The organism is Occallatibacter savannae, assembly GCF_003131205.1.
Lineage (GTDB): Bacteria > Acidobacteriota > Terriglobia > Terriglobales > Acidobacteriaceae > Telmatobacter > Telmatobacter savannae.
Genome location: NZ_QFFY01000007.1, coordinates 133628 through 159911, shown reverse-complemented (window position 1 = coordinate 159911; position 26284 = coordinate 133628). Strand labels below are relative to the sequence as shown.

The following is a 26284-nucleotide window of genomic DNA, read 5'->3' as shown; positions in this document are numbered from 1 at the left end:
TGAAGCGACGGCTGTAGCGGCCACTTTATGGAAATTCTTGACGAAACAAACGACGGCGAAATTCTGGACGCACCAGTAAAGCCGGGAACAGTCCGCATCATTCTGGCGGACTCTCAGGCGATCTACCGCGTCGGAATCCGCAAGATCTTCGCGCTTGAAGATGACGTGCGCGTAGTTGCGCAGGCTGACTCGCTTGAGAGTCTACGTTCGGCTCTCGAACGTCACTCCGCCGACGTTGTTCTGCTTGAGGGCGGGCTTCTTACCGGACAGCCGAATGCCATCCCCGACCTTCTTCGTGTTGCCCCCGATGTGAAACTGATCGTTCAGGCACTGGGAAGCGATGAAGCGCAGACGGTGGAGCTTTATCGCCGCGGAGTTCGCGGCATCATTTCACGCTCGATCTCGCCCGACCTACTGGTGCGCTGCGTGCGGCGCATCGCTACCGGCGAGACCTGGATCGATAACCAGGCGGTTAACTGGGTGATCGAAGCGTATCGCGCGCAAGCGGCGGCGCTGGTGAGCCCGCGGACACAGCCGAGGCTATCGCCGAAGGAAACCGCGATCATCACCTGCATTACGCAGGGCAAGCGCAACAAGGAGATTGCATTCCAGCTTGGCACGACCGAGCAGGTGATCAAGAACTACCTGCGGAAGATTTACGACAAGCTGGGAGTTTCGGACCGGCTCGAGCTGGCGCTGTATTGCCTGCACAACAAGATCATCAAGTCCGATGCGGATGAGGTGGTTGTGGCGCAGAAGATCGTCGGACGGTAAGACGAGATTGGGTTTCAAGTGAGTCGGCGCTGCCTATGGGCAGCGCCGAAATTTTTTTGGGGAGAAGCTCTGGTGAGGTTTGTGGTTTCCCAGGTCTCCAAAAGAGGGAGACCCTTCGACAAGCTCAGGGCAGGCTCTGGGGCACCCCGACGCGCTACGTTTCGCAGATGTCCCCGTCGCAGCTGACGGGAGTTTGCGTGTCGATGCAGTTTTTGCGGGCGAGCTCGAGGAGGCGGATGAATTCGTCGAGTTCTTTGCGGTCGAGGTGTCCGAGCAGTTCGCCGGGGATCTGGGTGATTTCTGGATCGACCTTGCTGAGCAGTTCGAGGCCGGTTGCGCTGATCTGAGTCCAAACGACGCGGCGGTCTTTCTTATCGCGCTGCTGACGGATGAACTTCTGGGCTTTCATGCGCGCGAGAAGTCGCGTGATGTCCGGAACAGCGGTGATCATGCGCTCGCCGACTTCAGAGCAGGTGAGCCCCTGCGGCTGAGCGCCGCGCAGGATGCGAAGGACGTTGTACTGCGTGGGAGTGATGCCCCAGTGGCGGGTGCGGCGCACGAAGGCGCGCTGGAGGCAGTCTGAAGTCCTCATCACGTTCAGCAAGGCTTCCTCTTCGACGCTCGCGAAGGGGCGCTGCTGTGCGATTTCCTGCTTCAATGCCGCCGACATTTAATCCGCTCCCGTGAGAGAAGTGCGGGCCCGCGCACCGGATACGAACACCGGGTACGAAAACCGGGCGCGAGCCGCAACACTTCTATTGTTTCATTACGTCGAGGTCGATGCTCAGCTGCACGTCGTCGCCGATGACGGCAGTGGGGTACTTGGTTCCGATGCCGAAGGCGTTGCGGCTGATGGTGGTGGTGGCGGAGAAGCCGGCGTGCATCTTACCGCCCATGCCCTGCGCGGGGCCGGTGGGGCCTTCGACGGCGAGGGTGACGGGCTTGGTTACGCCGTGAAGGGTCAGATTGCCTTGCACGGTGAGGCCTTTATCGGCCTTGGCCACGCTGGTGCTGACGAAGGTGGCGGTGGGGAACTGTGCGGTGTCGAAGAGGTTGGGGCTTTTCAGGTCGTTGTCGCGCGGGGCTACGCCGGTGTCGACGGACGCGACGTCGATGGTCATCTTCACGGTGGACTTAGTGACATCTGCTTCGTTCCAGACGATCTGGCCGTCGGCAATGCCGAAGCGTCCGTGAACCTTGGAGAGGCTCATGTGGAGGATGGAGAAGTCCACCTCGCTGTGTGCTTTGTCGGGTGTCCAGGTAGAGGTCTGGGCTGAGGCGGGGAGGATTGCAGCGAGGATGCCGAGTGCCAACACGAATCGCTTCATTTGCCGTGTCCTTTCAGAAGCCGAGCGACGAAGCGCCGGCAGTTGATGATTGCCGATGTTGCATTCTGCGGCGTGCAGGCGCATACCGAAGAAGGGCGCGGCCCCGATGGGGAGGCGCCGGGAAGCCGGAAGGTGCGTGTTCCTAATTGACGCGGGACGGGGAATATTCGTTTCAACAAATGTTTCCTGATCGCCTGGGGGGCTGTCAATGGAGAAGTGACGGTCTGATATGCTCCGGCTCATGTCCTTCGTCCACGACTTCAGGCGGCTCAGCCCGGCGCAACGGCACACCTTTGTGGCTGCGTTTCTGGGGTGGACTCTCGATAGTCTCGATTTCTTTCTACTGATCTTCTGTGTGAAGGCGATTTCGTCTGATTTTCACGCGAAGCCGTCGGATGTGCTGAGCGCGGTGTTTCTGACGCAGGCTTTCAGGCCCGTGGGGGCATTGCTGTTCGGCGTGCTGGCGGACCGTTACGGGCGGCGGCCAGTGCTGATGTTCAACATCCTGAGCTTCTCGGTGATTGAGCTGGCATGTGCTTTCGCGCCGTCGTTGAGCATGCTGCTGGTGCTGCGCGCGCTGTTTGGAGTGGCGATGGGGGGAGAGTGGGGCGTAGGCGCGGCGCTGGCTTTTGAGACGCTGCCGACGGAGGGGCGCGGGACCTTCTCGGGGATTCTGCAGGAGGGGTACGCATTCGGGTCGATTCTTGCGTCGGCTGCGTTTGCGCTGTTTTTCCATGCGCTGGGATGGAGAGGGTTGTTCATTCTGGGAGCGTCGCCGGCGCTACTTGTTTTCTACGTGCAGGCGAGGGTGAAGGAGTCGCCGGTGTGGCTGGCGTCGGAACACAAGCGGCGGGCAAATCCGGAGAGGGAGTCGTTCTCGCGGAAGATAGGAATGCTGAAGTCGTTTGTGCCGACGTTTCTGTTTCTGGTGCTGCTGATGACGGCGTTCATGTCGTTTTCACATGGGACGCAGGATGTGTATCCCACGTTTCTCGAGGTGCAGATGAAGATATCGCCGCGGCTTGTGGGGACGATCGGGGTGATCTATGGGTTTGCGCAGATCGCCGGCGGGTTTGTATTCGGAACACTATCAGAGCGCTGGGGACGCAAGCGGGCGATTATTGCGGCGGCGTTGTTGTCGCTGGTTGCGATTCCGGCGTGGGCGTATGGGCATACGGCGCTCACGCTTGCGATTGGGGCAGTGGTGATGCAGTTCATGGTGCAGGGCGCGTGGGGAGTGGTGCCAGCGTATCTCGCGGAGCTGACTCCGGCGCCGGTGCGGGCGACGGCTCCGGGGCTTGCGTATCAGCTTGGCGGGCTGGTTACTTCATGGAATGCGAAGGCGCAGGCGCTGGCGGCGGAGAGGTGGGGGAGCTATCCGAATGTGCTAGCGGTTACAGTGATCATCGTTGCGTTGTCGTTGGCGCTGCTGGCCTCACTAGGGCATGAGGTGAAGGGCAGGGATATGGGGGCGGAGTGAGTATGGCGTTGTCCTGGTGTGATTAGTCAGGAAAAGCAACCGCAGATGTTTCGACTCCGCTGCGCTCCGCTCAACATGACACCTTTCGATTGTGCCGGCTTGCTGCATATCAATTGGCATGACCGGGCTCAAACAGCTACCACCTAGCAGAGGTTTACCTGCCGTACCGCGCGGTTAACTCGCCTTTGGAGAGCACGTGGCTTTGCAGGGCGGGTTCGACGTGGTCGCGAGGGGCGCCGGCGGGGATGTCGATTACGGAGTCGAGGGCGTAGAGGGTGAAGATGTAACGGTGTGTCTGCCCGACGGGAGGGCAAGGGCCGCCGTAGCCTACTTTGGCGAAGTCGTTGTTGCCCTGGCGGCCACCGTGGGCGAGCTGGCCCTGCTTCGGAACGCCTTCGGGCAGACCGATGGTATTTGCGGGGAGGTTGAAGAGCACCCAATGCGTGAAGGTGCCGCCGGGCGCGTCGGGATCGGTGACGGTGAGCGCGAGGCTCTTCGTGCCTGCGGGCGGAGCGGTCCACGTCAGAGGAGGAGATTTATCTTCTCCGTCGCAGGTGAATTCCCTGGGAACCGTGCCGCCTTTCAAGGGCTCGCTCGATAGCGTCAGCGCTGCTCCTGAAGTTGCTGCAACGGCCTGGTCGTGATGGCGGCAGCTTGCCAGGAACGGAACCGCGAAGAGCAGCGCGAGCAGCAGCAGGATGCGGAGAAGCAATCCTGAAGACACATGAAGGTGTCGGAACGGGAGAATCGGTTCGTAGATGTGCATGGGAGCCAACCCTTCCTCTCGTGCAGATGGCGGCTACTGGCCGAGTCCGGCACAAGTATAGCGCTGTTCGCAAACACGGGAAGTGACGCTACTTTGGCCGGATAAGGTCGATGCGATCGTGGGTTCTGGCCCAGGTGTTGCCGGCCATGCGGCCGACCGCGTCGAGGCCGGCGGGGTCGATGCGGAAGTCGTCGAAGAGGTCCTCCCGCACGTGGAAGCGAACGATTTCGCCGAGGACAATGACTCCGCTAGCGGGCTTGTCTCCGGTGTAGATGACCTGAAGGAGGCGGCACTCCATCTGCGCGGGGGATTCAGCAACCCGCGGAGCTTTGACGATTTCGCTGGCTATCGGGGTAAGGCCGGAGAGCTGGAACTCGTCGATCTCGGGGGCGACTTCGGCGGCGGTGGCGTTTGCCTGGGCGGAGATTTCTGCGCTGACGACGTTGATGACGAACTCGCGGGTGGCTTCGACGTTGCGGAGGGTGTCTTTGCGGCCAATTGGGTCTCGTTCTTCGGCAGCGCGGAGCGCGGGGCAAAAGAGGACGGTGGGAGGAGCGGATCCGACGCCGGCGAAGAAGCTGAAGGGGGCCAAATTGGCGTTGCCGTCGAGGTCTAGCGTGGAGACCAACGCGACCGGGCGGGGAACGATTATGCCGGTCATGAGTTTGTAGATGTCGCGGGGCTGGTGCCGGGAGGGGTCGATGGAGAGCATTCTTACCTCGCAGGGATGTCCTTATTTGATAGGCTAAGGCACTGACAGGATGCGGGCCGGCTGGAACTGCCTGGCCTGTCGATGCTGCAAGCCGTTCCGAATGAGATGCCTCAGGGGAAATTCGTCGTACCGTAACACAGGTTGATGCACAATCAATAGCAGGGAAGGGACCGCTTTGCCTCGTATTCACTTTCAGCAGCAGCTGGCCGAATTGAAGGACAAACTCCTGGCGATGGCCGCACTGGCCCAGCAGGGGGTGGATAGTGCGATTGACGCCTACCTGCAGCGCGACCAGACGCTTTGCCTCTATGTAAAGCAGAACGAGACGGCCATCAACACGGCGCAGCGGGAGCTGGATGAGATGGCGTACGAGTTGCTTGCCAAGGAGCAGCCGATGGCCATCGATCTGCGGTTCATTCTGGCCGTGATCAAGATCAATGGCGACCTGGAGCGGATTGGGGACCAGTCGCTGGGCATTGCGCGCCGCACTCGGGACATCATGAAGACGGAAGATTATGAGCTTCCGGTGGACTACTCGGCGATGGGCGAATGCGCGGGCCGGATGATCCGGACGGCGATTCTGTCGCTGCTGGAAGGCGACGCGCGGATTGCCGATTCTGTGCGCGAGATGGATGACGAGATCGATCGCATGAATCGGGCGGCGCAGGCTGATCTACTCAAGCTGATCCAGGACAAGCCGCAGTATACGCAGCAGGCGATGAACGGGATGATGGTTTCGCGGAGCCTGGAGCGGATTGCGGACCATGCGGCTAATATCGCGACTGATGTCATCTTCTGGATTCGAGGGGCGGATGTAAGGCATCAGCTGAGCTTGTCGATGGACTGAAGACAGCAGGGACTAGGGACTAGGAACTAGGGAACACTGACTGGCCCTCCTATGGGTTTGACCCGAACAGAGAACGGGTTTCGTGGAAGCCAGAGCGTTCATTTCCGGAATCCCTGATGGCGGGTTACGGGAACGGTTGGAAACGTTACCACCAAGTGGGTATGTTCCATCGGGGCGGGGTTTGGCATGATGAATTCATCAATCCAAAACCCCAGCCGATCAAGGACAGCTCAACCATGGGACACCAGTACCGTCCGCTTCTCGAGGTTTTTCGCGAGGCCCTGAGAACTCTGCAGAACGAACCCGGGCCCATGATTCCTGCGAAGGTTGAACTGATGGAATACCTGCGCGAGCGGATCGCGGAGCATGAGGGACTGGATCGCTCGACGGCTGCGAATTATCCGGCGCGGGAGATTCTGAACGCTGCTTACGGCTGGATGTCTAAACGCCCATGTGGCGGCGCAGATCCTCAGGATGATTGCAGTTCGCAAGCGCCGTTTCAGCAGTAATGCGGCCAAGGCGGACCAACTCTGCCAGCGACTGCTCGATGGTCAACATTCCTTCTGAGCGCCCAGTTTCAATGACTGCCCGAAGCTGGTGATCGTCGCCGCGGCGGATGAGGTTGCGGATGCCGCTCGTAGCGATGAGGATTTCGACCGCCGGATAGCGATCGACACCGTTGGCTGCGGGCAAGAGCCTCTGATGAATTACAGCGAGAAGCGCGAGCGAAAGCTGGCGGCGAACCTGTCCCTGGAAATTTGAAGGAAAGATGTCGAGGATGCGGCCGATGCTCTGGGCTGCGTCGTTGGTGTGCATCGAGGTGAGGACGAGGTGGCCGGTTTCGGCGGCGGTCATGGCAGCGGCCATGGTTTCGCCGTCGCGCACTTCGCCGATGAGGATGACGTCGGGATCCTGACGGAGGACAGAGCGAACGGCCTCGGCGAAGCTGTTGGTGTCCATGCCGAGCTCGATCTGCTCCACCAGAGACTGGCGATTGGGATGCTCGAACTCAACTGGATCTTCGATGGTGATGATGTGATCCTGGCGGCTGCCGTTGATCTGGTTGACGAGCGCGGCCATCGTGGATGATTTGCCGCAGCCGGTGGCGCCGGTGAGAAGAATGAGTCCCTGGCGGCGCTCGGCGAGCGTGGCGATCTGATCGGGCAAGTTGAGCGATTTGAAGGTGGGGATCTCGGCAGGCAGGAGTCGGATGGCTGCGGCGAGGGTTCCACGCTGGTAGTGAAGATTGGCGCGGATGCGACCGACGCCTTCGTTGACCAGGCAGAGGTCGAGACACTTGAGGGCTTGCAGCTGCTGCATCTGGGTTGGCGTGAGCAGGGGCAGGAGAATGCTCTGGATTTCGGCTTCGGTGAGAGGTGGGCCGAGATCGGCGCGCAGGGATCCGAGGACGCGGAAGTTGGCGGGAGCGCCGGCAACGAGGATGATGTCCGACGCGTTGGCCTGCATGGCGATGGAGAGCAGAGCGTCGAGGGAGTGGTTGGCGAGTTCGGTCATGGGTCGATGGGGCGTCGCTTGCAGGAATACTCATGGTAATCGATGGGCGGCGCCGCGGTCGGGCATTGTCGTTTCCCGCCCGAGGGGAGCGTAGTTGAGCACCCCGGGAAATCTCAAGAGTTGTTCTACGATTGCGGGAAAGGGTTCGTCGTTTCCCAGGTCCGAACACACGGACCTGGGGCACCCGGCTTCGTCGCGGCGAGTGGACGCCCGACATCCTTCCAGCTAGATGGAGCGGGCGCGGGCGAGCTCGATGATCTTGTCGATGAGGTCGGTGTAGGAGTAGCCGGCTTTTTTGGCGGCCATGGCGAATTCGGCCTGGCTGGAGAGCCACGGGTTGGGGTTCGCTTCGATGACGTAGACTTCGCCTTTTTTGTTCAGGCGCATGTCGATGCGGCCGTAGTCGCGGAGCTTGAGTGCGCGGTAGGCTGCGAGCGCGGTGTCGCGCAGTTTTTTGGCGATCTCTTCATCGAGGTCTTCGACGGGAGCGGACTTCGTGACCTTGTAGGCTTCGGTGTCGTGATCGAATTTGACGTCCTGGCCGGCGATACGCGGAGTTCCCTTGGGAAGTTTGGAGAGATCGAGTTCAATGAGAGGGAGAACTTCGGGGTTGTCGTTGCCGAGGATGGATGCGTAGATTTCGCGGCCTTCGATGTACTCCTCGATGAGCGCGGGGCTGTCGAATTCTTCGTGGATGTAGTGGATGCGCTCCATCAGTTCTTTCACACTGTCGACGACGGAGCCGTTGTCGATGCCGATGGAGCCGTCTTCGGAGACGGGCTTTACGATGAGCGGGAATTCGATGTCGTGGGAGTGATCGGTGCGGCCTTTGTAGGAGGTGGCGAAGTCGGGTGTTTTGATTTTGTGGAAGTCGAAGATCTTTTTCGCGATGGACTTGTCTTGAGCGAGAAGGAGGGCGTGAGGACCGCCGCCGGTGTAGGGGATGTGGATGAGTTCGAGGTAGGCGGCGATGTTCTTGTCCATCTTGTCGTCGCCGGCGTAGGACTCAGTGAGATTGACGATGAGGTCGGCGCCGCATTTTGCGAGAGCGACAAGGGTTTGATTCCTGCCGTCGAGGACGTAGTAGGAAGGCTCGTGGCCCAGCTTGGTGAGGGCCTCGAAGATTTCTTCCCGATCGTGCATTGGGTCTTTTTCTTTTGGGGCGCTTGCCGTTTTTGCCGCGCGGCGCTTTGACTGGCTCCGGCTCCGGCTCAGGCGGGCCCTCTTCCCATACATCGTGCAGGATCGTGATCTTCAGGTTTGCCATGTTGCCTCAACATCTTTCTCGTTCATCGTTAGCCGTCAATCAAGGCTGGATGAATTTGCCTCGAGTGATGTAGTTCATCGCCAGCGCTGTTGCGTAGGCGGTGATTTCAGTCAGGTATTCTCTTTCACATTTTATGTCGGCGCGCAGGTTGAGTTCACTGACTTTCGCTTCGATGGTTTCAACCAGTTTTTTCACAAGGGGACGCTGGACGCCTGTCCAGTAATTCACCTTGTCGATGAGGGTCTTGCGATTTTCGCGAAGCAGATCGGCGGCGGGCCGGACGTTTTTTCTGCGGCGGCGCGAGACGTTGAAGATGTCGCGGAGATCGGTGTCGAGCGGAAGATCGCCGGGCGAGAGCTGCTGATCGAGCGCGCGCTCGTAAAACTCGCCCACGGTGACGGACATTTCATCGACCGTGATGTCGGTGTCACCGTGCGCGACGGTGGGATCGGTGTCGCGGAATTTGCGGCCGATGCGATCCATGTAGAGAAGCTTCTTCATCGCGCCCCAGCCCTTGTAGCGCTGACGCCAGTTGGAACGCGGCGTCAGCCAGACAGCGAAGGTTTCGGCGAAGTCTTCGTCGGGATGTTTCTGCGCATACCAGCCTTCCATGTGGCGGACGAACTGGCGCGAGAAGGGAACGGGCTTGTAGTTGTCGCGATAGGGACGGCGGAACGGGCCGAAGCAGGCGCGCCATTCTTCGGTCTTGAAGAGCTCGTAGGCGTAGTTGAAGGCGTGGCCGGCTTCGTGGCGGAGGTACATCATGATCTGGCGCGCGTCTTCGATGTCGTTCATGGCGGACTCGAGGCGCTGGAGCTTGGGATCGGCGAGGTAGAAGGGGATGCCGATGACGGGCTCCATGTTGGGGCAGCCCCACTCATCGGTGAGGTAGCACTTGGGACGGAATTTGTTCAGGCCCTTGGCTTCGAGTTCCTGGTAGAGCTGCTGGACGAAGCGCTCGAGGGGGGAGCCCTCCAGCTTCAGACCGAGCTGCTGAATGGGCTTGGATAGGATCTCCTGGACCTCGACGGGCGCTTTTTCGAAATTAGCCACAATTGGTCAGAAGGGTAGCACAGGGAGCCCCAGCTGTTAGCTCTCAGCCTTTAGCTCTTAGCTGGATAGGTAGTTACTTCGGAGGTGAAATCGAGCTGTCGAGGTTGGAAACTAGCCGAGGTGGGCCATGGCGAGGTCGAAGGAACTGGAGGTGGTGGGGCGCTGGGAAGGAAGACGGTGTGCAGAAGGTTTCGGGTGAGGGATGTAGTGGGGCTTTGGTTAGTCGGCAGGAAGGAGAATCCGGAGCCGACGCCGGATTCTCCTAGTGGACCTGCCGTCTCTTCGGCTTTAAAAGTCTACGCGAAGAGAGAGTTCAAGTTGTCGAGGCCCGCAGGCTCCGCTGGGGAAGCAGCCATTGGCCTCGCCGCCGATCGTGCCATTCGATTCGATGTTGCCGCTGGGATTCCCAGGGTTGATGTGGTTGAACACGTTAAATGCGTCGACGCGGAACTTTGTCGAGACCCGCTCCCAGATTGGGAAGGCCTTGCTCAACGCCATAGAAGCGGTGAAGAAGCGCGGTCCGAAATAGGTGTTTCGGCCAACGTTGCCGATCGTATCCAGGCCCGGGTTCTTGAAAACCCCGGTTCCCGGATCATTGAGCAGGTTCTTTGTCTGCTGGGTGTAGAACTGGCGGTTTCCGGTGCCACCCGTTACATTGAACCCCGTCAGCTTGGTTTTCATTTTCCCGGACCCTGCATAGCTTGGATAGCTTGGCGCACTGCCGGGCACGTTAGTGGAGGCCTCGCTGTAGCCTAATGTGAAGGGCAAGCCGCCGGCCCAATTCCACGTGCTGCTCAATTGGTAGCCGCCAATCAGCAGGTCAGCTGCTTTGTTCATCCCGGCGCCGAATTGCTTGCCTCGCCCGAATGGGAGGTCGTAGCTGCCGTACCACGTAAGCTGCTGGAGGCGTACGTTGCTGTCGCGACCATGCTCAACCCGCTTATTCCACGTGTAGTAGCCGCCGTTGCTGTTGTCCGCAAATGCACTTGCCCGTTGATAGTTCGCGGAGTAGGCAAGCCCCTTCCACACTTGCTGATCAAGTGTCACCTGCAGAGCATTGAAGTTGGTGTTTGCATCGAGTGAGTAGTAGGTAATGTCGTTCGTCCATCCGCATTGGCCGGCAAGAACTCCCGAAGGAGTTGCGTAGTTACTATCCCGACAAGCCGCCAGGGACGACCCGTAGTAACGTCGCAACAGGTTGTAAACTCCGGTTCCCCCGTTCGCCGAAGGCGTGGATCCTGTCACGCTTGGGTCCCAGTGCAATGTCTTGCCCGTCGTGCTGAGCGCTCCAGGCAAGGTGATTGCAGCGGAATTCGGATTGCCCGCATTACCACTTCCATCGCCAAGGTTATGAGTACCCTTGTTTCCGACGTATGCGGCGGTTAGGGTCAGTGAGTTGGTCACCGCATGCTGAATCGCGAGGTTCCAGGCATCGATGGTCGGGAACCTGAGCGGATTTGGACGAGCCCTCGATTGAACCAAAGAGCCAGGATTTGGCAAGAGGCCATTTGAGGGTACAGTTACCGGAGTTGGCGCCGGGGGTCCTAATGCAAGATCGAAGACCCTGGATGTGGTCGACGCCTGATTGATGTTCTGGTTTGCAAGAACGGGTAGATTCTGCGTGACCACGTGCCCGAAGATCGACCCGAAGATGCCGATGTCGAAACTTCGCCCGTACCCTGCCCGAAGAACTGTCTTGGGACCGAGCTGGTATGTCAGACCGACGCGAGGCGCCAGATTTTTCTTATTCCCCTTCCAGCCCATGTTGGTCGCGTTTTGACCGACACCGGCGATGTGTAGATAGCCATCCTCAAGATTCAGAAGTGAGCCATTGCTCTTCGCATTAACAACCTCTGGGAAATAAATCTCCCAACGTAATCCGAGGTTGAGCGTCAGGTTGTGGGTTGCGCGCCACGTGTCCTGACCGTAGAAGAAGGTTCGCTTCTGGAATTCCTTGGCGTTTGTGGAGGTGGACACGTACCGGCCGTAATAAGTCGGCATTCCCAGCATGAATGAGGCGATTCCAAGACCACCCGCACCTGCCGTATTCCCCGGCTTAGATGTCGCGTTGCTTGAGAAAGAGATCACGCCAGTCCGGTTAGTATCCGAAGGTACGCGGAGGTTTCGCGCGTATCGCAAATCAGCTCCAAACTTCAACGAGTGGCTGCCAAGCATTTTGGTCCAATTATTGACGATCTGGTATTGATCCTCGCGCTCGGTCAGCGGGCAGTTGCAGCGATTGATGCCAAGGCCGCCACCGTAGAGAAATCCTGAACTTCCACCAGTGGCGTCATTCCCTTTCGCTCCCGGAACTCCGTTGATTTGGAACTCGGGCGCTCCCCAGGTGAATTGGTTCGCAGTATTCATCCCGGGAATGCCCAGCTGCTCGGCGAACTTCACATTTTGGTCGTACTTCGAAGTACGGATGTTGTACCGGTAATAAGCCAGGCGGAAATCCGTAAGCAGTTTCGGGTTGATTGCGATATCCATGCCGGACGCGAGACTGTCGTTCGCGCCCTTGGATGTACCCCCGTAGTTGTTGATGCCGAACCCGGGGCCGCCCGCATCACCAAACATCACTTTTCCAGTGAGGATGTCTGTGAACCGCGAGAAGCGTCCGAAAGCGTGCATCTCCGGATTGATGTTGTAATCGCCGCGCACTGTCCATTGATTGCTGTTGAACACGCCAGTGCCGCCCGTGCTGTAGTTGTAGTCCAGGCCATTCTGGAGTCCGGCACCTCCCAAAGTGATGCCGGTGGTATACGGCTCGAGCATTCCGATGAGTTTGAGCGCGGGGGCAGAAAGTCGAGCGAGCGGGACCACATTGTCCGGGAAAGGAACAGGAGTAGGACCAGAGGTGTCATAGATAATTCCGTTGGCACCAAACTGCTTGGCATATTCGCTGAAGTCGGCGCCCTTGACAGTGTTGGTCCCACTGATGCCAGGTCCGATCTGTTTGCCCAGTGCGGTTTCAGTAAGCAGGCGCGTGGGCAATGTGTCTGAGGCGGCAGTGCCTACCTTTTGCCGTTGCCCTTCGTAATTGAAGAAGAAGAACGCTTTCTCGCGAAGGATGGGTCCCCCGATCGTGCCTCCGAATCGATTCTTGAGTCCTGGAGGGATCGAATTCGGAAGTCCATGAGCTCTAGCCCACTCGTTCGAATACTGGCTGAAGGGATCTCGCGCGAGGTTCGCGTTGCTCGTCCGGAAATCATATGCACTGCCGTGGAATTCGTTCGTCCCGGAGCGGGTCTGAGCCGTGACAACAGCAGATACCGCTTTGCCGAATTCCGCGTCGAAGTTCTGCGTCGTGATCTTCGTCTGGGTAACCATGTCCATTGTGGGGTTGATGACGATGATCCCCAGGATTGGATCCTGATTGTCCGTGCCATCAAGCTCGAATCCGGTACCGGCGAACGCCTGACCGTTCACCATGATTTGCTTCGAGCCCTGCGGATTCTCGTTTGCGGCATGGGACCAGCCAAGAGGCTGCGCGCCCGGCAGAAGCAGTTGCAGGTTGGTGAAATTTTGATCGCCCACCGGAAGGCTCGAGATTTGCTGCTGGTTGAGAACTGTCGCAACATCGGCGCGATCTGTTTTTAGCAGAGCTTGCTGTTCTGCGCTGACTGTTACCGAAGAGGTCTCTGCTCCCACCTCAAGTGTTGGATCGATGCGCGGTGCGGTATCCGCCAGCACCCGAATACCCTTGGTCTCGAATTTTTTGAACCCAGTAGCGGTGGCTACAAGGTCATAGACGTCGGGGATCAAGTGAGGCACCGAGTAGTCGCCGGAGGCATTTGATGTAACCGTCACCGTTGTGCCTTTCGCGACGTTATTCACCGTTATCAGCGCGTTCGGAATCACTGCGCCGGTGGCATCCGTGACGGTACCGAAGATTGATCCATAAACTGCTTGTGCTCTGGCCGAGTTAACGAGGAACAGACCGAAGCAGAGTAGCGCGATTGGCATTACCGCCCTAAGGACTGCTTTTCTCATACGCTCTCCTGTCTGGCAATGAGGATTCTCAACGCCAAAACAACTTCCAAGGTTTGGCAAACTGAGCGAGATAAAACCATCTAGACCGGGTCTACGCCATCCGGAACAAGCCTGTGTTCACTGCGCACGAATGCGCGGCACGACAAACCAGACCTGGACCGTGAATGGCTGAAGAGGCTGAGGCACGCTAGCCCTCAGTAGTTGCTATCGATGTTTAAGGTCGGTGAGGTTCGGAGTGGAGCAATGCTCTGAGGCTTCTGCTTTCCTCTCGACCAAGTCGCACTCATGTCCTGTTCCGTTTCCAAGGGTAGGAACGGGTTCAGAACAGCGAATGGGCTGTGTGCCGCGTCGCGAAACAAACGCGATTAAATACGCAACCCCAAATATCCGGAGATGGTGCTACTGAGGCGTGGAGGGGTCAGTGACTGCAATCACAAAGGAATGTTCGCGCGGAATCTGCCATTCAAGCGGGGAAGTTTACCGAATCAGTTTGTCCTGCAACGGAGCTGCCGAGCTACCTTCTCGAAATTTGTTGTCGCCTCAGCCGAGGCGGGCCATGGAGAGGTCGAAGGAACTGGAGGTGGGGGCGTCGGCGGGGGTTTCGGTGGGGAGGAAGACTGTGCAGACGGTGCCGGCGGAGCGGTGGGGAGAGGCTTCGCGGCTGTTGAAGCGGATGGTGCCGCCGTGCTTTTCAACGATGCCGCGGCAGATCCAGAGGCCGAGGCCGGTACCGGTGATTCCTTTGGTGGAGTAGAAGGGCTCGAAGAGGCGGCTCTGGGTTTCGCCGCTCATCCCGGTGCCGGTGTCGGCGATGGTGAGCCGGGCGCCTTCCAGTTTCGAGACGGGGTCGATGGCGCGGCGGGTACGAATGACGATGCGACCGCCGCGGGGCATGGCATCGAGCGAGTTGGCAAGGAGGTTGGTGATGAGATGGCGGACTTCGCCATCGTGAATGATGAGGCGCGGGATGTCGCCGAAGTGTTTCTCAACCTCGACCTCGTGCTTGCCGAAGCGTGAAGAGAGCACGGCGAGGACGGTGTCGATCAACTCGTGCAGGTCAGTGGAACGAGCGTGCGTGGAGGAGCGGTGGAAGCGAAGAGTCTGAACCGTGATTTGAGAGATACGCGAGAGCTCGGACTGAGCGGTGACGAGGAATTTGCGCGCGTCGTCGGAGAGCTCGCAGTGCTCGAGAAGATAAAGGCAGTTGGTGATGGCTTCGAGGGGGTTGTTGACCTCGTGGGCGATGACGGCGGCGAGGCGTCCCGCGACGGCGAGCTTTTCAGTGCGGCGGAGCATCTCCTCGCTCTTTTTGCGCATGGTGATGTCGGCGATGAAGACAGCGAGGCGGCGATCTTCGAGAGGCTTTTCGGGGTTGAGTACAGTGAGGGCAACGAGGACGTCGAGGGGTTTTCCGTCAGCGAGACTGCAAGTGGATTCGAAGAGAGAGTCGTGACGGTCGGAAGGCTGAGCCTGAAGGGCGGAGACGATGCGCGAGGAATCAGGGAAGAGAGCGGACAGGGAGCTCTCGCGATTGCGCAGCGAGCCGGAGGCGTACTGAAGCATAGCTTCGATTGCGCTGTTCGCGTAGACGATGCGCTGGTCGGCGTCGGAGATGAGGAGGCCGAGGGGCATGGCGGCGACGAGGCGATCGAAGCGGCTCTCGGAGGCGAGCAGGGCCTGCTGGGCAGCCATCTCTCGGCGACGGCTGCTGACTTCACTGAGTTCGCGTTCGATGGCGGGGACAAGGCGCACGAGGTTCTGTTTGCTGATGTAGTCGGCGGCGCCGGCGCGCATGGAGGAGACCGCGGTCTCTTCGCTGACGGCGCCGGAGAGCATGATGAAGGGGATGTCGAGGCGCGTGCTTTTGAGGAGGGCGAGCGCAGCGGGGCCGCTGAAGTTGGGGAGGTTGTAGTCGGCGAGGATGACGTCGGGGAGCGCGTCAGAGGCGAGCTGGACGCGCATCTCCGCGGCCGTCTCAACGCGGTTGATGGATGGCTGGAATCCGTTGCGGCGCAGGTGTCGCTCGATGAGGAACGCGTCTTCGGGATTGTCCTCAACGAGGAGGACGTGCAGTGGGGTTGCGCTCAGTTGGCCGGGGGACATTCGTTCAGGACCAGCCAGTACATGCCAAGCTGCCGGGTAGCTTCAGCAAAGTCAGTAAAGTTGACGGGCTTGCGGATGTAGCTGTTGACGCCGAGCTGATAGGAGCGGACGACGTCGCGCTCTTCGTCGGAGGAGGTGAGGACGACGACGGGAAGGGTGCGGGTGCTGTCTGTCTCGCGGATGCGGCGAAGGACTTCGAGGCCGTCAAGTTTAGGGAGCTTGAGATCGAGGAGGATGACCTGGGGCTTGAGAGCGTCGGGCCCGAACAGAGTTTCGACGGCTTCGCTACCATCCCGGGCAACGTGAATATCGTTAGCAATGTTTGCCTTTTTAAGGGCCCGGATGGTGAGGAGTTCGTGATCGGGATCGTCCTCAACAAGCAAGATGCAGCGCTGCGTCGTCGACATGGCGGTTATTCTAACGAAAAGAAGAAGGTAGCGCCACGATCGACCTCGCTGTAAGCCCAGATCTTGCCGTGGTGGCGGTGGATGATGCGGGAGACGGTGGCGAGGCCAATGCCGGAGCCTTTGAAGTCTTTATCGCCATGAAGGCGATGGAAGGCGGAGAAGAGGCGGTCAGCATAGGCCATGTCGAAACCAGCGCCATTGTCGCGGACGAAGTAGGCGTTCTGGGCTGGGTCGCGTCCGAACTCGATCAGAGCCGAGGGTAGGCGGGACGTGAACTTGACGGAGTTGCCGAAGAGGTTTTCGAGAGCGACGCGGATGAGGCGCGGGTCGCCGGTGGCTGTGAGACCGGGCTCAATGCGGAAATCGATCTGGCGGCCCGGGTTTTCCTGAACAAGAGTGGAGGCGACGGAATCGGCGAGGGCGGAGAGGTCGAATTCAGACGTCTCGACTTCGGCGCGGGTGATTCGAGAGAGCTGGAGAAGAGCATCGATGAGCTGGCCCATGCGCTGAACGCCTGCGCGGATGCGGCGGATGTAGTCTTTGCCGACGGCGTCGACGGCTTCGGCGTAGTCTTCTTCGAGCGCGAGGCTGAAGCCATCGACGGTGCGCAGTGGAGCGCGAAGGTCGTGGGAGACCGAGTAGGAGAACGCCTCAAGCTCGCGGTTGGTGGCCTCGAGCTCTGAGGTGCGCTGCTTGACGCGCAACTCGAGGGTTTCGTTGAGCTCGTGGATCTCGGCGGTAGAGGCGATGATGCGCTCGTTGGCTTCACGGAGCTCGGTGGCCTGAAGTTCGGTTTTGTAGCGGAGTTCACGCTCGCGGTAGAGGTAGCGGGACATGATGACGAGCAGGATGAGATCGAGGATGGTGGCGACAGCGACCGTTATCCGGGTGCGGATGTCGGCACGCCGGGCTTGAACGAGGCGATCCGTGAGGAGGCGGTATTCCTCTGACTGCATCTCTTTGCCGATGCGGCGGAGTATGTCCATCTCGGCCTTGCCCTGCTCGGTGACGGCGAGGGCGGCCTGGGCCATGGAGGAGCCGCCGCGACGGAGATTGATGGCGTGCTCGAGGAGCTGATTGCGAACCACGAGATGGCTTCGCAGTTGGGCGAGGCGCGACTGCTGGGAGGCGTTGTCGGACGTGAGCTGCTGAAAGGCGTCGAGTTCAGCAGGCAGATCCCGCTCGGCATTGGAATACGGCTCGAGGAAGCGAGGGTCGCCTGTGATCAGGAAGCCGCGTTCGCCGGTTTCCGCGTCCTTCTCGGAGCCCATGATGATTTCTACCTGGGCGATGACCTGGTAGGTGTGCTGGACCCAGGATTGCGAGTGCTCCAGAACGGCAACGGAGCGGTAGGCGACCATGGCGTTGATTGCGACGAGGATGACGGCGAGAACGGTGAGCAAGCCGATGGAGGATTTGCGGCTGAGAATGTCCATGCGCAGAGACATTGTATGTGAGGAAGCATCTCGCCCTGGTTCCCAACGATGGACGGGCACCCGGATCCCGGTTTTGTGCGTGACAAAAACAGCAAGTTAGCGCCGCTTCGCGGCGTTAGCGAGTTAGCAAGTCAGCGGTTGGTTGGCGAGTGCGGAAGGGGCGGAGGTGGGCGGCCATAGTCGGACGTGAGGTTCTAGTCGTCCGATGAGACTCGAGGGTTGTGGTTCCCATGTCTTCCAAAACAGAAGACATGGGAAACCGGAACTGCGCACGATGCGGAAGAGGAGAGTCTGTTAGAGGGCTTGAATTGGAGCGGGACCGGCGGATGCGGGCACCTGGTCGAGGATCTGCGAGAAGCCGGCGATTTTGATCCAGTAGATGATCCAGAGAACAATGTAGACGAGGCCGGTGATCATGTTGACGAGCGGGATGATGGAGCACGCTCCGCAGATGGCCATGGCGAGGCCGATGGTCTTTCCGGGTTCGGGGTCGGCGTTGGGTATGTTGCGAAGCCGGAACTCGTTGGCGAGAGACTTTGTCATCGCCTGAACGACGAAGAAGTTCCAGATGAGGTTGAAGAGAGGGATGAGCAGGAGCCAGACCATTCCGGGTTCCATGGTTCTGGAGGCGGGATGACACTTATTCAGCGCGCGCGAGAGGGTGAGGATGTAGAAGATCGCGACGGCGATGCCGATGGCGAAGAAGGAGAGAAAGACCGCGCCGGTAAAAAGGCGAATCATGTTGTCCATGCAAAGCTCCCCCGAAGTGGTGCAGCGATTTGTGCGGAATCGTAGCACGGAGTTGCGGAAAAGGGGAACAGAAAAAGGCGGGGACATTATGCTCTCCCATGTCTCCAGAACCGGGAGACATGGGGCACCCGAACTGTTGGTTGAACTGGCCTGGTTTTCGGCCCGTTCATCGCGAAAAGATGCGATGAACGGGGCACAGCACGGTTTCCGGAGATGGTGAGGGCTATTCCGATCGGAGGGCGTTGACGGGGTTGACCTGGGAGGCGCGGCGCGACGGAACGTAGCAGGCGAGTAGCGCGATCGCGAGCACAGCGGCGGTGGAGAGCGAGTAGGTGAGCGGGTCCATGGGGCTGACCTTGAAGAGAATGGAGCTCATGAAGCGCATGGTGCCGAAGGCGGCTGCGACGCCGAAGACGGCGCCGATGCCGGCGAGAAGCAGGCCCTGGCGCACGAACATGCCGGTGAGGTGATCGCGCTGCGCGCCGAGCGCCATGCGAATGCCGATTTCGCGGGTGCGCTGCGAAACGGCGTAGGAGATGACGCCGTAGATTCCGACGATGCCGAGCAGAAGAGCCATGCCTCCCGCAACGCAAAGCATGATGAGCGTGAATGAGGTGCGAGCCATCGACTTGGTGTAGAGTTCGCCAACAGTGCCGGTCTCGGCGAGAGGCAGTTCACCGTTGATGGACCAGACGGCCTGCTGCACCTGGGTGAGGAAGGCGGCGGAGCCAGCGCGGGGGGAGCGAATCACAAATGTGAGTCCGCGGTTAACGTCTTCCTTCTGGCCTTCGAAGCGGTCGCGCCAGACGGGCCAGTAGACAACAGAGGGAGCCTTCTTGCTTACGCCGTCGTAGTAGACGTCGCGCGAGACGCCGATGATTTCGCGCCAATCGTCGGTTGTGCCGACGCGGATTTTTTTAAGGATGGCGTTTTCGGCCGAGCCCCAGTATTCGCGGGAGAGGTTTTCAGAGATGAGTGCGACGGGGCGCTTCTGGTAGGTCTCGGCCCAGGTCAGGTCGCGGCCGGCGACGAGCGGCGTACCGACTGTGGAGAAGTATCCAGGCGATACGAAGATGAAGCGGCGGATGGGCGGGAGTTCGCCCTCACGGTAGGTACGGTCCTGCGCAAAGATGGGGTCGTTGGAGTCGTGCCCGTCCATGGGGATTTCGGTGGAGAAGGCGACGGAAGAGACGTTGGGAATGGCGGCAAGCTTGTCGGCCATGGCCTGCTCGGTGCGGAGGACGCGCTCTCTGTCGGTCTCGGGGATGGTGGTTTCGGGGATGTAGATGCGGAACTTCTCGAGCGATGCGGGCTCGGTGAATCCGGGCGAGACGTTGGCAAGGGCGCGGAAGGTGCGGATCATCAGGCCGGAGCAGATGAGGAGCACGAGAGCGAGAGCGACCTGAATGACGACGAGAACTTTGCGGGCACGCTGGCGCTCGCGGGACTGGGTGCCGGAGCGTCCGCCTTCGCGGAGGCCGGTGTACATGCTGATGCCGGAGTACTTGAGGATGGGGAGCATCCCGATCACGAAGCTGACGAACAGGGTAGTGATCAGGACGAAGAGGAGCACCGGGGCGTTGACGCCGATTTCGTGAAGGCGCGGGAGACCTGTCGGGGCCATGGAGACGAGCAGGCGGAGCGCGCCGAATGCGAGAGCGAGGCCGATGATGCCTCCGGCAACGCCGAGGGTGAGGCTCTCGACGAGGAGGCCGGCGGTGATGCTGGAGCGGCCTGCACCAAGCGCGGAGCGCACGGCGAGTTCCTGACGGCGGCCTTCAACGCGAACGAGAAGGAGATTGGCGACGTTGGCGCAGGCGACGAGCAGGACAAGGATGATGGAGCCCATCAGAACCCAGAGGACGTTGCCTACGTCGCCGATGACGTCGCGCTTGAGGGTGTGGAGGTTGGCGCGAACTTTGGCGGACTCGAAGATGCCGGCTGGGAAACCGTCGGGGGCGGGGAAGCTGTGAATGGCGATGGGGAGGAGGCGGTCGATGTCGGCGTTTGCCTGCTTGAGGCTGACGCCGGGCTTCATGCGGGCGATGCCGCGGAAGCTGAAATTGCCGAGCTTGGTTTTGCTGCGATCGAGCTGCATGGGCAGGAAGATGGCGGCGTCGTAGTCGTCGAGGAAGGTGAAGTTGCGGGGGAGGACACCGATGATTTCTCGGGCGGTTCCATCGACTGTGAGAGAGCGGCCGATGACGGATTGATCGCCGCCGAATTTGCGCTGCCAGTAGGCGTAAGAGAGGAGGATGGTTTTAGGGGCGGTTGGAGAGTCGTCCTGGCGCGTGAAGATGCGACCGAGGGCAGGCTTGACGCCGAGCATGGGTAGGACGCCGTCGGTGACGTCGAGGCCGGAGATGTGTTCGGGCTGGCCGACGCCGGTGATCGAGAGGGAGTCGCCGTTGTACATGCCGACGTCCTCGAGTGTTTTGCTCTGCTCACGATCGATGAAGTAGAGGAAGGGCGCCATGTTGAGTTCGTCGAAGCCGATGCCGCTGGCGCTGTGCCAGAGCCCGATGAGCTGATCGGGCTGGGGATAGCTGAGGGGCTTAAGCAGGACGCCATCGACAACACCGAAGACGACCGCGTTGGCGCCGATGCCGATGGAGAGCGTGATCAGGATGATGGAGGTGAAGAGCGGGGCGCGAAAGAGGCGCCGCAGTACCTGCTTGAGCTGGTCTCTGAACATGATCCTGATCCTCTGCTTGGCGTTGGCCGGACATGACGGAATCGGCCTTGGATCGATTTACGCACCAGTGAGGTCTGGGGTTCGCGAATTGTGACGAATGGCGCGACAAACTGCTGCGTTGTGGACGGATGCGGAGGTTTATCGATTTTCTTTCTGTTCGGAGGGGATTGCGGGAGGGAGCTAGTGTGAAATGACCGTGATTTGATGGATTCTCAGCCGATTGTTCTATTGACTTTCCGGAGCGGAAAAACCAAGATGGACAGTCGGCTGGTGGTATCGTTCCCAACCACCTGCAATCGCCGGCGTTCGTCCCGAACCAAGAAAAACTTTGCAGAACCCATCCGCGAGGAGAAAAGGATATGCAGATCCTACGCAGGCTGCTGTTCGTATTTTTGGTAGGCCTGGTGTTCCAAGCCTCTCTAGCAAGCGCCCAATCCGATAACTCATCTATCACAGGAACGATCACCGATTCATCAGGAGCGGTAGTTCCGCACGCGACCGTGACGATTACGAATGAAGCGAACGGTCAGATCCGCACGGTGACTTCGAACGACACAGGTTTTTATGCCGTGACCAACTTGCAGCCCGGGAACTACACGGTGAACGCGACTGCGCAGGGATTCCAGAGCTTTACCCAGACGCACAACCACCTGCAGCCGAGCATTCCGATGCAGGTGAATGCTGCGCTGAGCGTGGGAGCTTCGGCTACCACCGTCAACGTGGTGGCCGATGCGAACGTGATTCAGACGCAGACGGCGGCCGTGGGTCAGCTGGTGACGCAGGAACAGGTGAAAAGCATCCAGCTGAACGGGCGCAATCCCATGTACCTGGCACAGCTTGAGCCCGGAGTGCGGCGAGGCTCGTCGATCTCGAACTTCAACTTCGGCCTAGACAACGGAATCAATATCAACGGGTCGAGTAGCCGCGAAAACGGAATGACGTTCGATGGGGCGCCGATGGTGCGCAGCCGCGGAAACGGAACGAGCATCGGCGTGGCGGATACGGATTCAACGTCGGAGATGCAGGTGCTGACGGCAGCGTATCCGGCGGAGTACGGACGCGCTTCAGGCGGCATCATCCGCATTGTTCCGAAGAGCGGCGGCAGCAATTTCCACGGAGCTGTGTTCGAGTATCTACGCAATTCGTTTTTCAACGCGAACACGTGGGCTCGTAAATCGACGACAGATCCGAACATTTACGGGCATCCGCCGGCGTTCCGCTTCAACCAGTTTGGCTGGAACTTCAACGGGCCGGTTTGGATTCCGGGCGTTCCGTTCAACAGCGAACGGAAAAAGCTGTTCTTCCTTGCGGGTCAGGAGTACATCCGCTACCGCCACGTGGATACAGCGCAGCGCAAGGTGCCTTCCACGCTTATGCGGACAGGAAACTTCAGCGAACTGCTGGATCCGGCGAACATCTATAACTATTACGGCAAGGCGGTTCAGATCTACAGCCCGTTCACGGGGCTTGCATATGCCGGAAACATCATTCCTGCCGGCGATCTGAGCGCGAACGGACTGGGTCTGCTGAATGCTTATCCGGCGCCGAACGCGGCGAATCCGACCTACAACTGGGTTGACGCAGCGATCTATCCGGAGAACCAGAGGAAAGATACGCTGGTGGTGGATTATGCGATTTCAGACAACCATCACCTGCGGTTCTCGCTGTTGAACTACAACTACGACAGCAGATCGCCACACTACGGAAACTTTAACCGGACGCCGCAGGTGTGGCACCGGCCAAACCAGGTGGGCGTGCTCCATTACACGTGGACGGTGAGCCCGACGCTGGTGAACGAAGCATATGTTTCGGCCAGCGCGGATCACGTGCGGATCGGCATCGACACGAGCAGCGGACTGTTCGATCGCACGAAGTACGGTATCAACTACCCGTTCCTTTTCGCGCAGAGCGACAAGGAGATTCCGAACAAGATTCCGACGATCCAGATTGCAAACTTCGATACGCTGGACGGCGGACCGTACCCTTCGCATTCAGGCGGAGTGGTGTGGGACTTTGCGGACAGCATTACGAAGATTGTGGGCAAGCACACGCTGAAGGCAGGCGCACTGTTTGAGCGCGAGAGCCAGAACGACTTCGACCAGATCAACGTGAGCTCGACGACGCCGGGTGCGACGAACAACCAGAACGGGTTCTTCACGTTTACGGATACGCGCGGCGGCAACCAGACGTCGAAGGCGGCGGTGGCCAACACTGCGCTGGGCTTGTTCGATACCTACGGCGAGATCGGCGTGCGCTCGTACACGATCTTCCTGAGCAATATGTATGAGTACTTTGTGCAGGACACCTGGCACGCGAGACCGAACCTGGTCATCGAGTACGGGTTCCGGCACAGCATCATGAATCCCTATTACGCGAAGTGGGGCAACCTGTCGGTCTTCTCGCCGGCGACGTACGATGCGAACACAGCGCCGCACGTGGATCCGACGACGGGCTTTGTGTCGGGAACAAATCTGTACGACGGCATCGTGATTCCCGGAACGCATTTCCCAAGCAGCGCACAAGGGCATGTGCCGGCCAACATTCTGAATGGCTCGTACGATGGGTTGTTCCACGGATTCGACCGCGGATATAACCCGACGGTGTGGACGAACATCCAGCCGCGCGTTGGAATCACGTTCTCGCTGGATCCGAAGACGGTAATCAGAATGGGTGGAGGACGGTACTTCGATCGTCTGGGTGTGAGCGACAGCGTGCACCTGGGCGGCAACCCGCCGTTCCAGCCCTCGGCGACGGTGAGCTACGGCGGTACTGATTCGCCCGGAGGTTCGGGAGCGAACAATTACCCGATCAACATGACATCGTACGCGTACCACTTCCCGTCGCCTGAGGCGTGGTCGTGGACGCTGACGACCGAGCATGAATTCCCGAAGGTGGGCGTGGCCACGCTGGGCTATGTGGGACGGCGCGGACTTCACCTGCAGCATCTTGAAAACATCAACCAACTGCAGCCGGGTACACGGCAGGCGAATCCGAAGGTGGCGAAGCCGGATGCATTGCGGCCGTACCAGGGGTTCTCCGTCATCCAGCAGGAGACCACGGATGCGATCTCGAACTATCACGGTCTGCAAGCTAACCTGAAGCATCGAGTAAGCCGCGGGCTGACGTTTGGCGTGGCCTACACGTGGTCGAAGAGCCTGGATACGGCCTCGGATGCGGGTACGAACATTCCGAATGTCTACGATCCGCATGAATTCTACGGCCCGAGCGACTACGACACACGGCACATGCTGGTGATCAACTACGTGTGGGATATGGGCTTCGCGGATCACTGGTCGAACTGGGCCGCGCGCAACGTGATCGGCAGGTGGCAGCTGTCGGGAACCTCGCAGTTCCAGAGCGGCGCGCCATTGAACGTTTCGACCGGCGACGACTTCGCGGGTGTGGGTCCGGGTTCGGGCAACCAACTGTGGAATCGTACCGGGCCGGTGACGCTGCTGCGGCAGAGCTCGCCGAACAACACGAAGAACGCTTACTGGTTCAACACAGGTGTCTATCAGAAGCCGGCGGCGGGCACGTTTGCTCCGGAGGGAATGCGGAACCAGGTGTATGGGCCGGGCTTCCAGAGCTGGAACATCGCGATGCAAAAGGCGGTTCCGATTGGTCCGGAGTCGAGCAGGGTCCTGTTCAAGGCGGAGGCGTTCAACTTCATCAACCATCCGAACCTGGATAATCCGAACACCAACCCGACGAGCAGCACGTTTGGGAAGGTGACGGGCAAGGGTGCGACGTATTCATCGGATCGGCAGATGCAGTTCAGCTTGAGGTACGAGTTCTAGACGATTGCTGTGAGGGCGGCGGCGAATGGAGACATTCGCCGCCGTTTTGTTTTGGGTGGTGTGGGGAACCTGGCATCCTTGTTCCCATGTCTCCGAAACCGGGAGACATGGGGAACCCGACGTCCTGGACGATCGATCGGCTCGTTCGTTGCAACATCGCACGATGAGGCTGTGCGCGATCCGCCTCCGCGAAGGCTTCGGCGTGACAAGTGGGGCAAAGGAGTGGACATCTCGCCCCGGTCCCCAAAAGCGAGGGATCGGGGGCACCCGGTTTCTGTTGATGTGGCCCTACTTGATGCCGATGACCATGGAGTCGGGGCCGACGAGGTGTTCGACGCGGGCTTCGCGGAAGCCGGCTTCTTTCATCCAGCCGATACAGTCGGCACCGGTGTAGTCGAAGCCGCCGTGGGTTTCGATGAGCATGTTGAGGCTCATGAGGAGGCCGAAGGCATTCTTGGAGCGATCGTCGTCGATGATGCTGTCGTAGGCGATGAAGGCTCCTCCTTCGGGCAGGGCTTCGTATGCCTTGCGGACGAGCATCTTCTTTTCTTCGAGGTTCCAGTCGTGGAGGATGTGGCCCATGGTGATGACGTCGACTTTGGGCAGCGGGTCGGTGAAAAAGCTGCCGGGCTGGAACGTGAGGCGAGAGGAGAGGCCGTTCGCTTCGACGTGTTCTTCGAAAATGGGAGCCACTTCGGGGAGGTCGAAGCCGATGCCGCTGATGTGGGGGTTCTTGAGCGCGATCTGGACGATGAGGTCGCCCTGCGCGGTTCCGCAATCGGCTGCTGTTTTGTACTTGTGCCAGGGGAACTTCGAGGCGATGGCGAGGTTTGCGCCGCGGCTCACGCCGGTCATGCCGCGAAGGAAGACTTTGAGGCGCTCGGGGTCGGCGTAGAGGGTGGCGAACATGTCGGGCTCGCCATGGGCGGCTTCGTTCTGGGGCTTGCCGGTGCGGAGGCCGGTAGTGAGGTTGTTCCAGTGGCCGAAGAGGCGGCGGTTGGCCATCTCGAGCATTCCGCCGATGTAGGAGGGCTTGTGCTTGTCGAGGAAAACGTCAGCGGATGGAGTGTTGCGGTAGGTTCCATTTTCGCGCTGGAGGAAGCCGAGAGCGACGAGCGCATCGAAGAAGTCGCGGGCGGAACGCGGGTGGAGGCCGAGGCGGCCGGTGAGGGTCTCCAGGCTTTCAGGTCCGCGGGCGAGCTCGGTGAAGACCTCCATCTCGACAGCGCTGAGGAGAGTTTTGGAGGCCCAGAAGGCGAGGCCGGTCTGGAGGATGTGTTCAGGGGAGACGGACTGAGTAGGGATCTCAGGTGCGACTGCTGTGGTGGTCATGTTTTCCTCTCTGTTCGGAGTGATGGGGG

At 59.8% G+C, this 26284-nt stretch carries 18 protein-coding genes; 4 read left to right on the top strand and 14 right to left on the bottom strand.

Annotated features, from left to right (window positions below):
* Positions 1–27 precede the first annotated feature (27 nt).
* Positions 28–774 (top strand): response regulator transcription factor, encoded by a 747-nt coding sequence (locus tag DHV10_RS23225; RefSeq protein ID WP_109488809.1) that lies wholly within the window; start codon positions 28–30, stop codon positions 772–774.
* Between the two features lie 154 nt (positions 775–928).
* On the opposite strand, the gene DHV10_RS23220 is transcribed toward DHV10_RS23225, so the two are convergent.
* Positions 929–1444 carry a MarR family winged helix-turn-helix transcriptional regulator gene (locus tag DHV10_RS23220; protein WP_109488808.1) on the bottom strand — a complete coding sequence of 172 codons (516 nt, stop codon included), beginning with the start codon at positions 1442–1444 and terminating at the stop codon, positions 929–931.
* Between the two features lie 85 nt (positions 1445–1529).
* Entirely contained in the window at positions 1530–2102 is a 573-nt protein-coding gene (locus DHV10_RS23215; RefSeq protein WP_109488807.1) for a YceI family protein, read from the bottom strand.
* Between the two features lie 229 nt (positions 2103–2331).
* On the opposite strand from DHV10_RS23215, the gene DHV10_RS23210 reads away from it, so the two are divergent.
* Complete coding sequence (locus DHV10_RS23210) at positions 2332–3582, top strand: MFS transporter (protein ID WP_239461999.1); 1251 nt, start codon at positions 2332–2334, stop codon at positions 3580–3582.
* Between the two features lie 154 nt (positions 3583–3736).
* On the opposite strand, the gene DHV10_RS23205 is transcribed toward DHV10_RS23210, so the two are convergent.
* The gene (locus DHV10_RS23205; RefSeq protein WP_109488806.1) at positions 3737–4348 is read right to left on the bottom strand and encodes a YbhB/YbcL family Raf kinase inhibitor-like protein; all 612 of its coding nucleotides are present in this window, start codon (positions 4346–4348) and stop codon (positions 3737–3739) included.
* Between the two features lie 88 nt (positions 4349–4436).
* Positions 4437–5060, bottom strand: coding sequence for a flavin reductase family protein (locus tag DHV10_RS23200; protein ID WP_109488805.1), 624 nt, complete (start codon positions 5058–5060; stop codon positions 4437–4439).
* A 175-nt stretch (positions 5061–5235) separates the two neighbouring features.
* Between DHV10_RS23200 and phoU the strand changes: the two genes are divergently transcribed.
* The gene (gene phoU / locus DHV10_RS23195; RefSeq protein WP_109488804.1) at positions 5236–5907 is read left to right on the top strand and encodes a phosphate signaling complex protein PhoU; all 672 of its coding nucleotides are present in this window, start codon (positions 5236–5238) and stop codon (positions 5905–5907) included.
* 441 nt (positions 5908–6348) lie between these two features.
* On the opposite strand, the gene DHV10_RS23190 is transcribed toward phoU, so the two are convergent.
* From DHV10_RS23190 to DHV10_RS23150, 9 genes are all read right to left on the bottom strand, one after another.
* Positions 6349–7422, bottom strand: a complete 1074-nt coding sequence (locus DHV10_RS23190) for a type IV pilus twitching motility protein PilT (protein WP_109488803.1) — start codon at positions 7420–7422, stop codon at positions 6349–6351.
* Positions 7423–7647: 225 nt separating this feature from the next.
* Positions 7648–8565, bottom strand: a complete 918-nt coding sequence (locus tag DHV10_RS23185) for a D-alanine--D-alanine ligase family protein (RefSeq protein WP_239461998.1) — start codon at positions 8563–8565, stop codon at positions 7648–7650.
* 163 nt (positions 8566–8728) lie between these two features.
* On the bottom strand, positions 8729–9742 hold the full coding sequence (locus tag DHV10_RS23180) for a putative zinc-binding metallopeptidase (RefSeq protein WP_109488802.1): 1014 nt from the start codon (positions 9740–9742) through the stop codon (positions 8729–8731).
* Between the two features lie 288 nt (positions 9743–10030).
* Complete coding sequence (locus DHV10_RS23175) at positions 10031–13735, bottom strand: TonB-dependent receptor (protein ID WP_109488801.1); 3705 nt, start codon at positions 13733–13735, stop codon at positions 10031–10033.
* Positions 13736–14275: 540 nt separating this feature from the next.
* Positions 14276–15838, bottom strand: a complete 1563-nt coding sequence (locus DHV10_RS23170) for a hybrid sensor histidine kinase/response regulator (protein WP_109488800.1) — start codon at positions 15836–15838, stop codon at positions 14276–14278.
* Positions 15820–16245 (bottom strand): response regulator, encoded by a 426-nt coding sequence (locus tag DHV10_RS23165; RefSeq protein ID WP_109488799.1) that lies wholly within the window; start codon positions 16243–16245, stop codon positions 15820–15822. Before DHV10_RS23165 ends, DHV10_RS23170 begins: the two co-directional genes overlap by 19 nt.
* Positions 16246–16250: 5 nt before the next feature.
* Positions 16251–17681 (bottom strand): sensor histidine kinase, encoded by a 1431-nt coding sequence (locus DHV10_RS23160; protein ID WP_109488902.1) that lies wholly within the window; start codon positions 17679–17681, stop codon positions 16251–16253.
* A gap of 294 nt (positions 17682–17975) precedes the next feature.
* Complete coding sequence (locus tag DHV10_RS23155) at positions 17976–18431, bottom strand: hypothetical protein (RefSeq protein ID WP_109488798.1); 456 nt, start codon at positions 18429–18431, stop codon at positions 17976–17978.
* A gap of 223 nt (positions 18432–18654) precedes the next feature.
* Entirely contained in the window at positions 18655–21126 is a 2472-nt protein-coding gene (locus tag DHV10_RS23150) for an ABC transporter permease (RefSeq protein ID WP_109488797.1), read from the bottom strand.
* A 359-nt stretch (positions 21127–21485) separates the two neighbouring features.
* On the opposite strand from DHV10_RS23150, the gene DHV10_RS23145 reads away from it, so the two are divergent.
* Positions 21486–24923 carry a TonB-dependent receptor gene (locus tag DHV10_RS23145; RefSeq protein WP_239461997.1) on the top strand — a complete coding sequence of 1146 codons (3438 nt, stop codon included), beginning with the start codon at positions 21486–21488 and terminating at the stop codon, positions 24921–24923.
* Positions 24924–25211: 288 nt separating this feature from the next.
* On the opposite strand, the gene DHV10_RS23140 is transcribed toward DHV10_RS23145, so the two are convergent.
* Positions 25212–26255 (bottom strand): methyltransferase, encoded by a 1044-nt coding sequence (locus DHV10_RS23140; protein ID WP_109488796.1) that lies wholly within the window; start codon positions 26253–26255, stop codon positions 25212–25214.
* Positions 26256–26284: the final 29 nt, after the last annotated feature.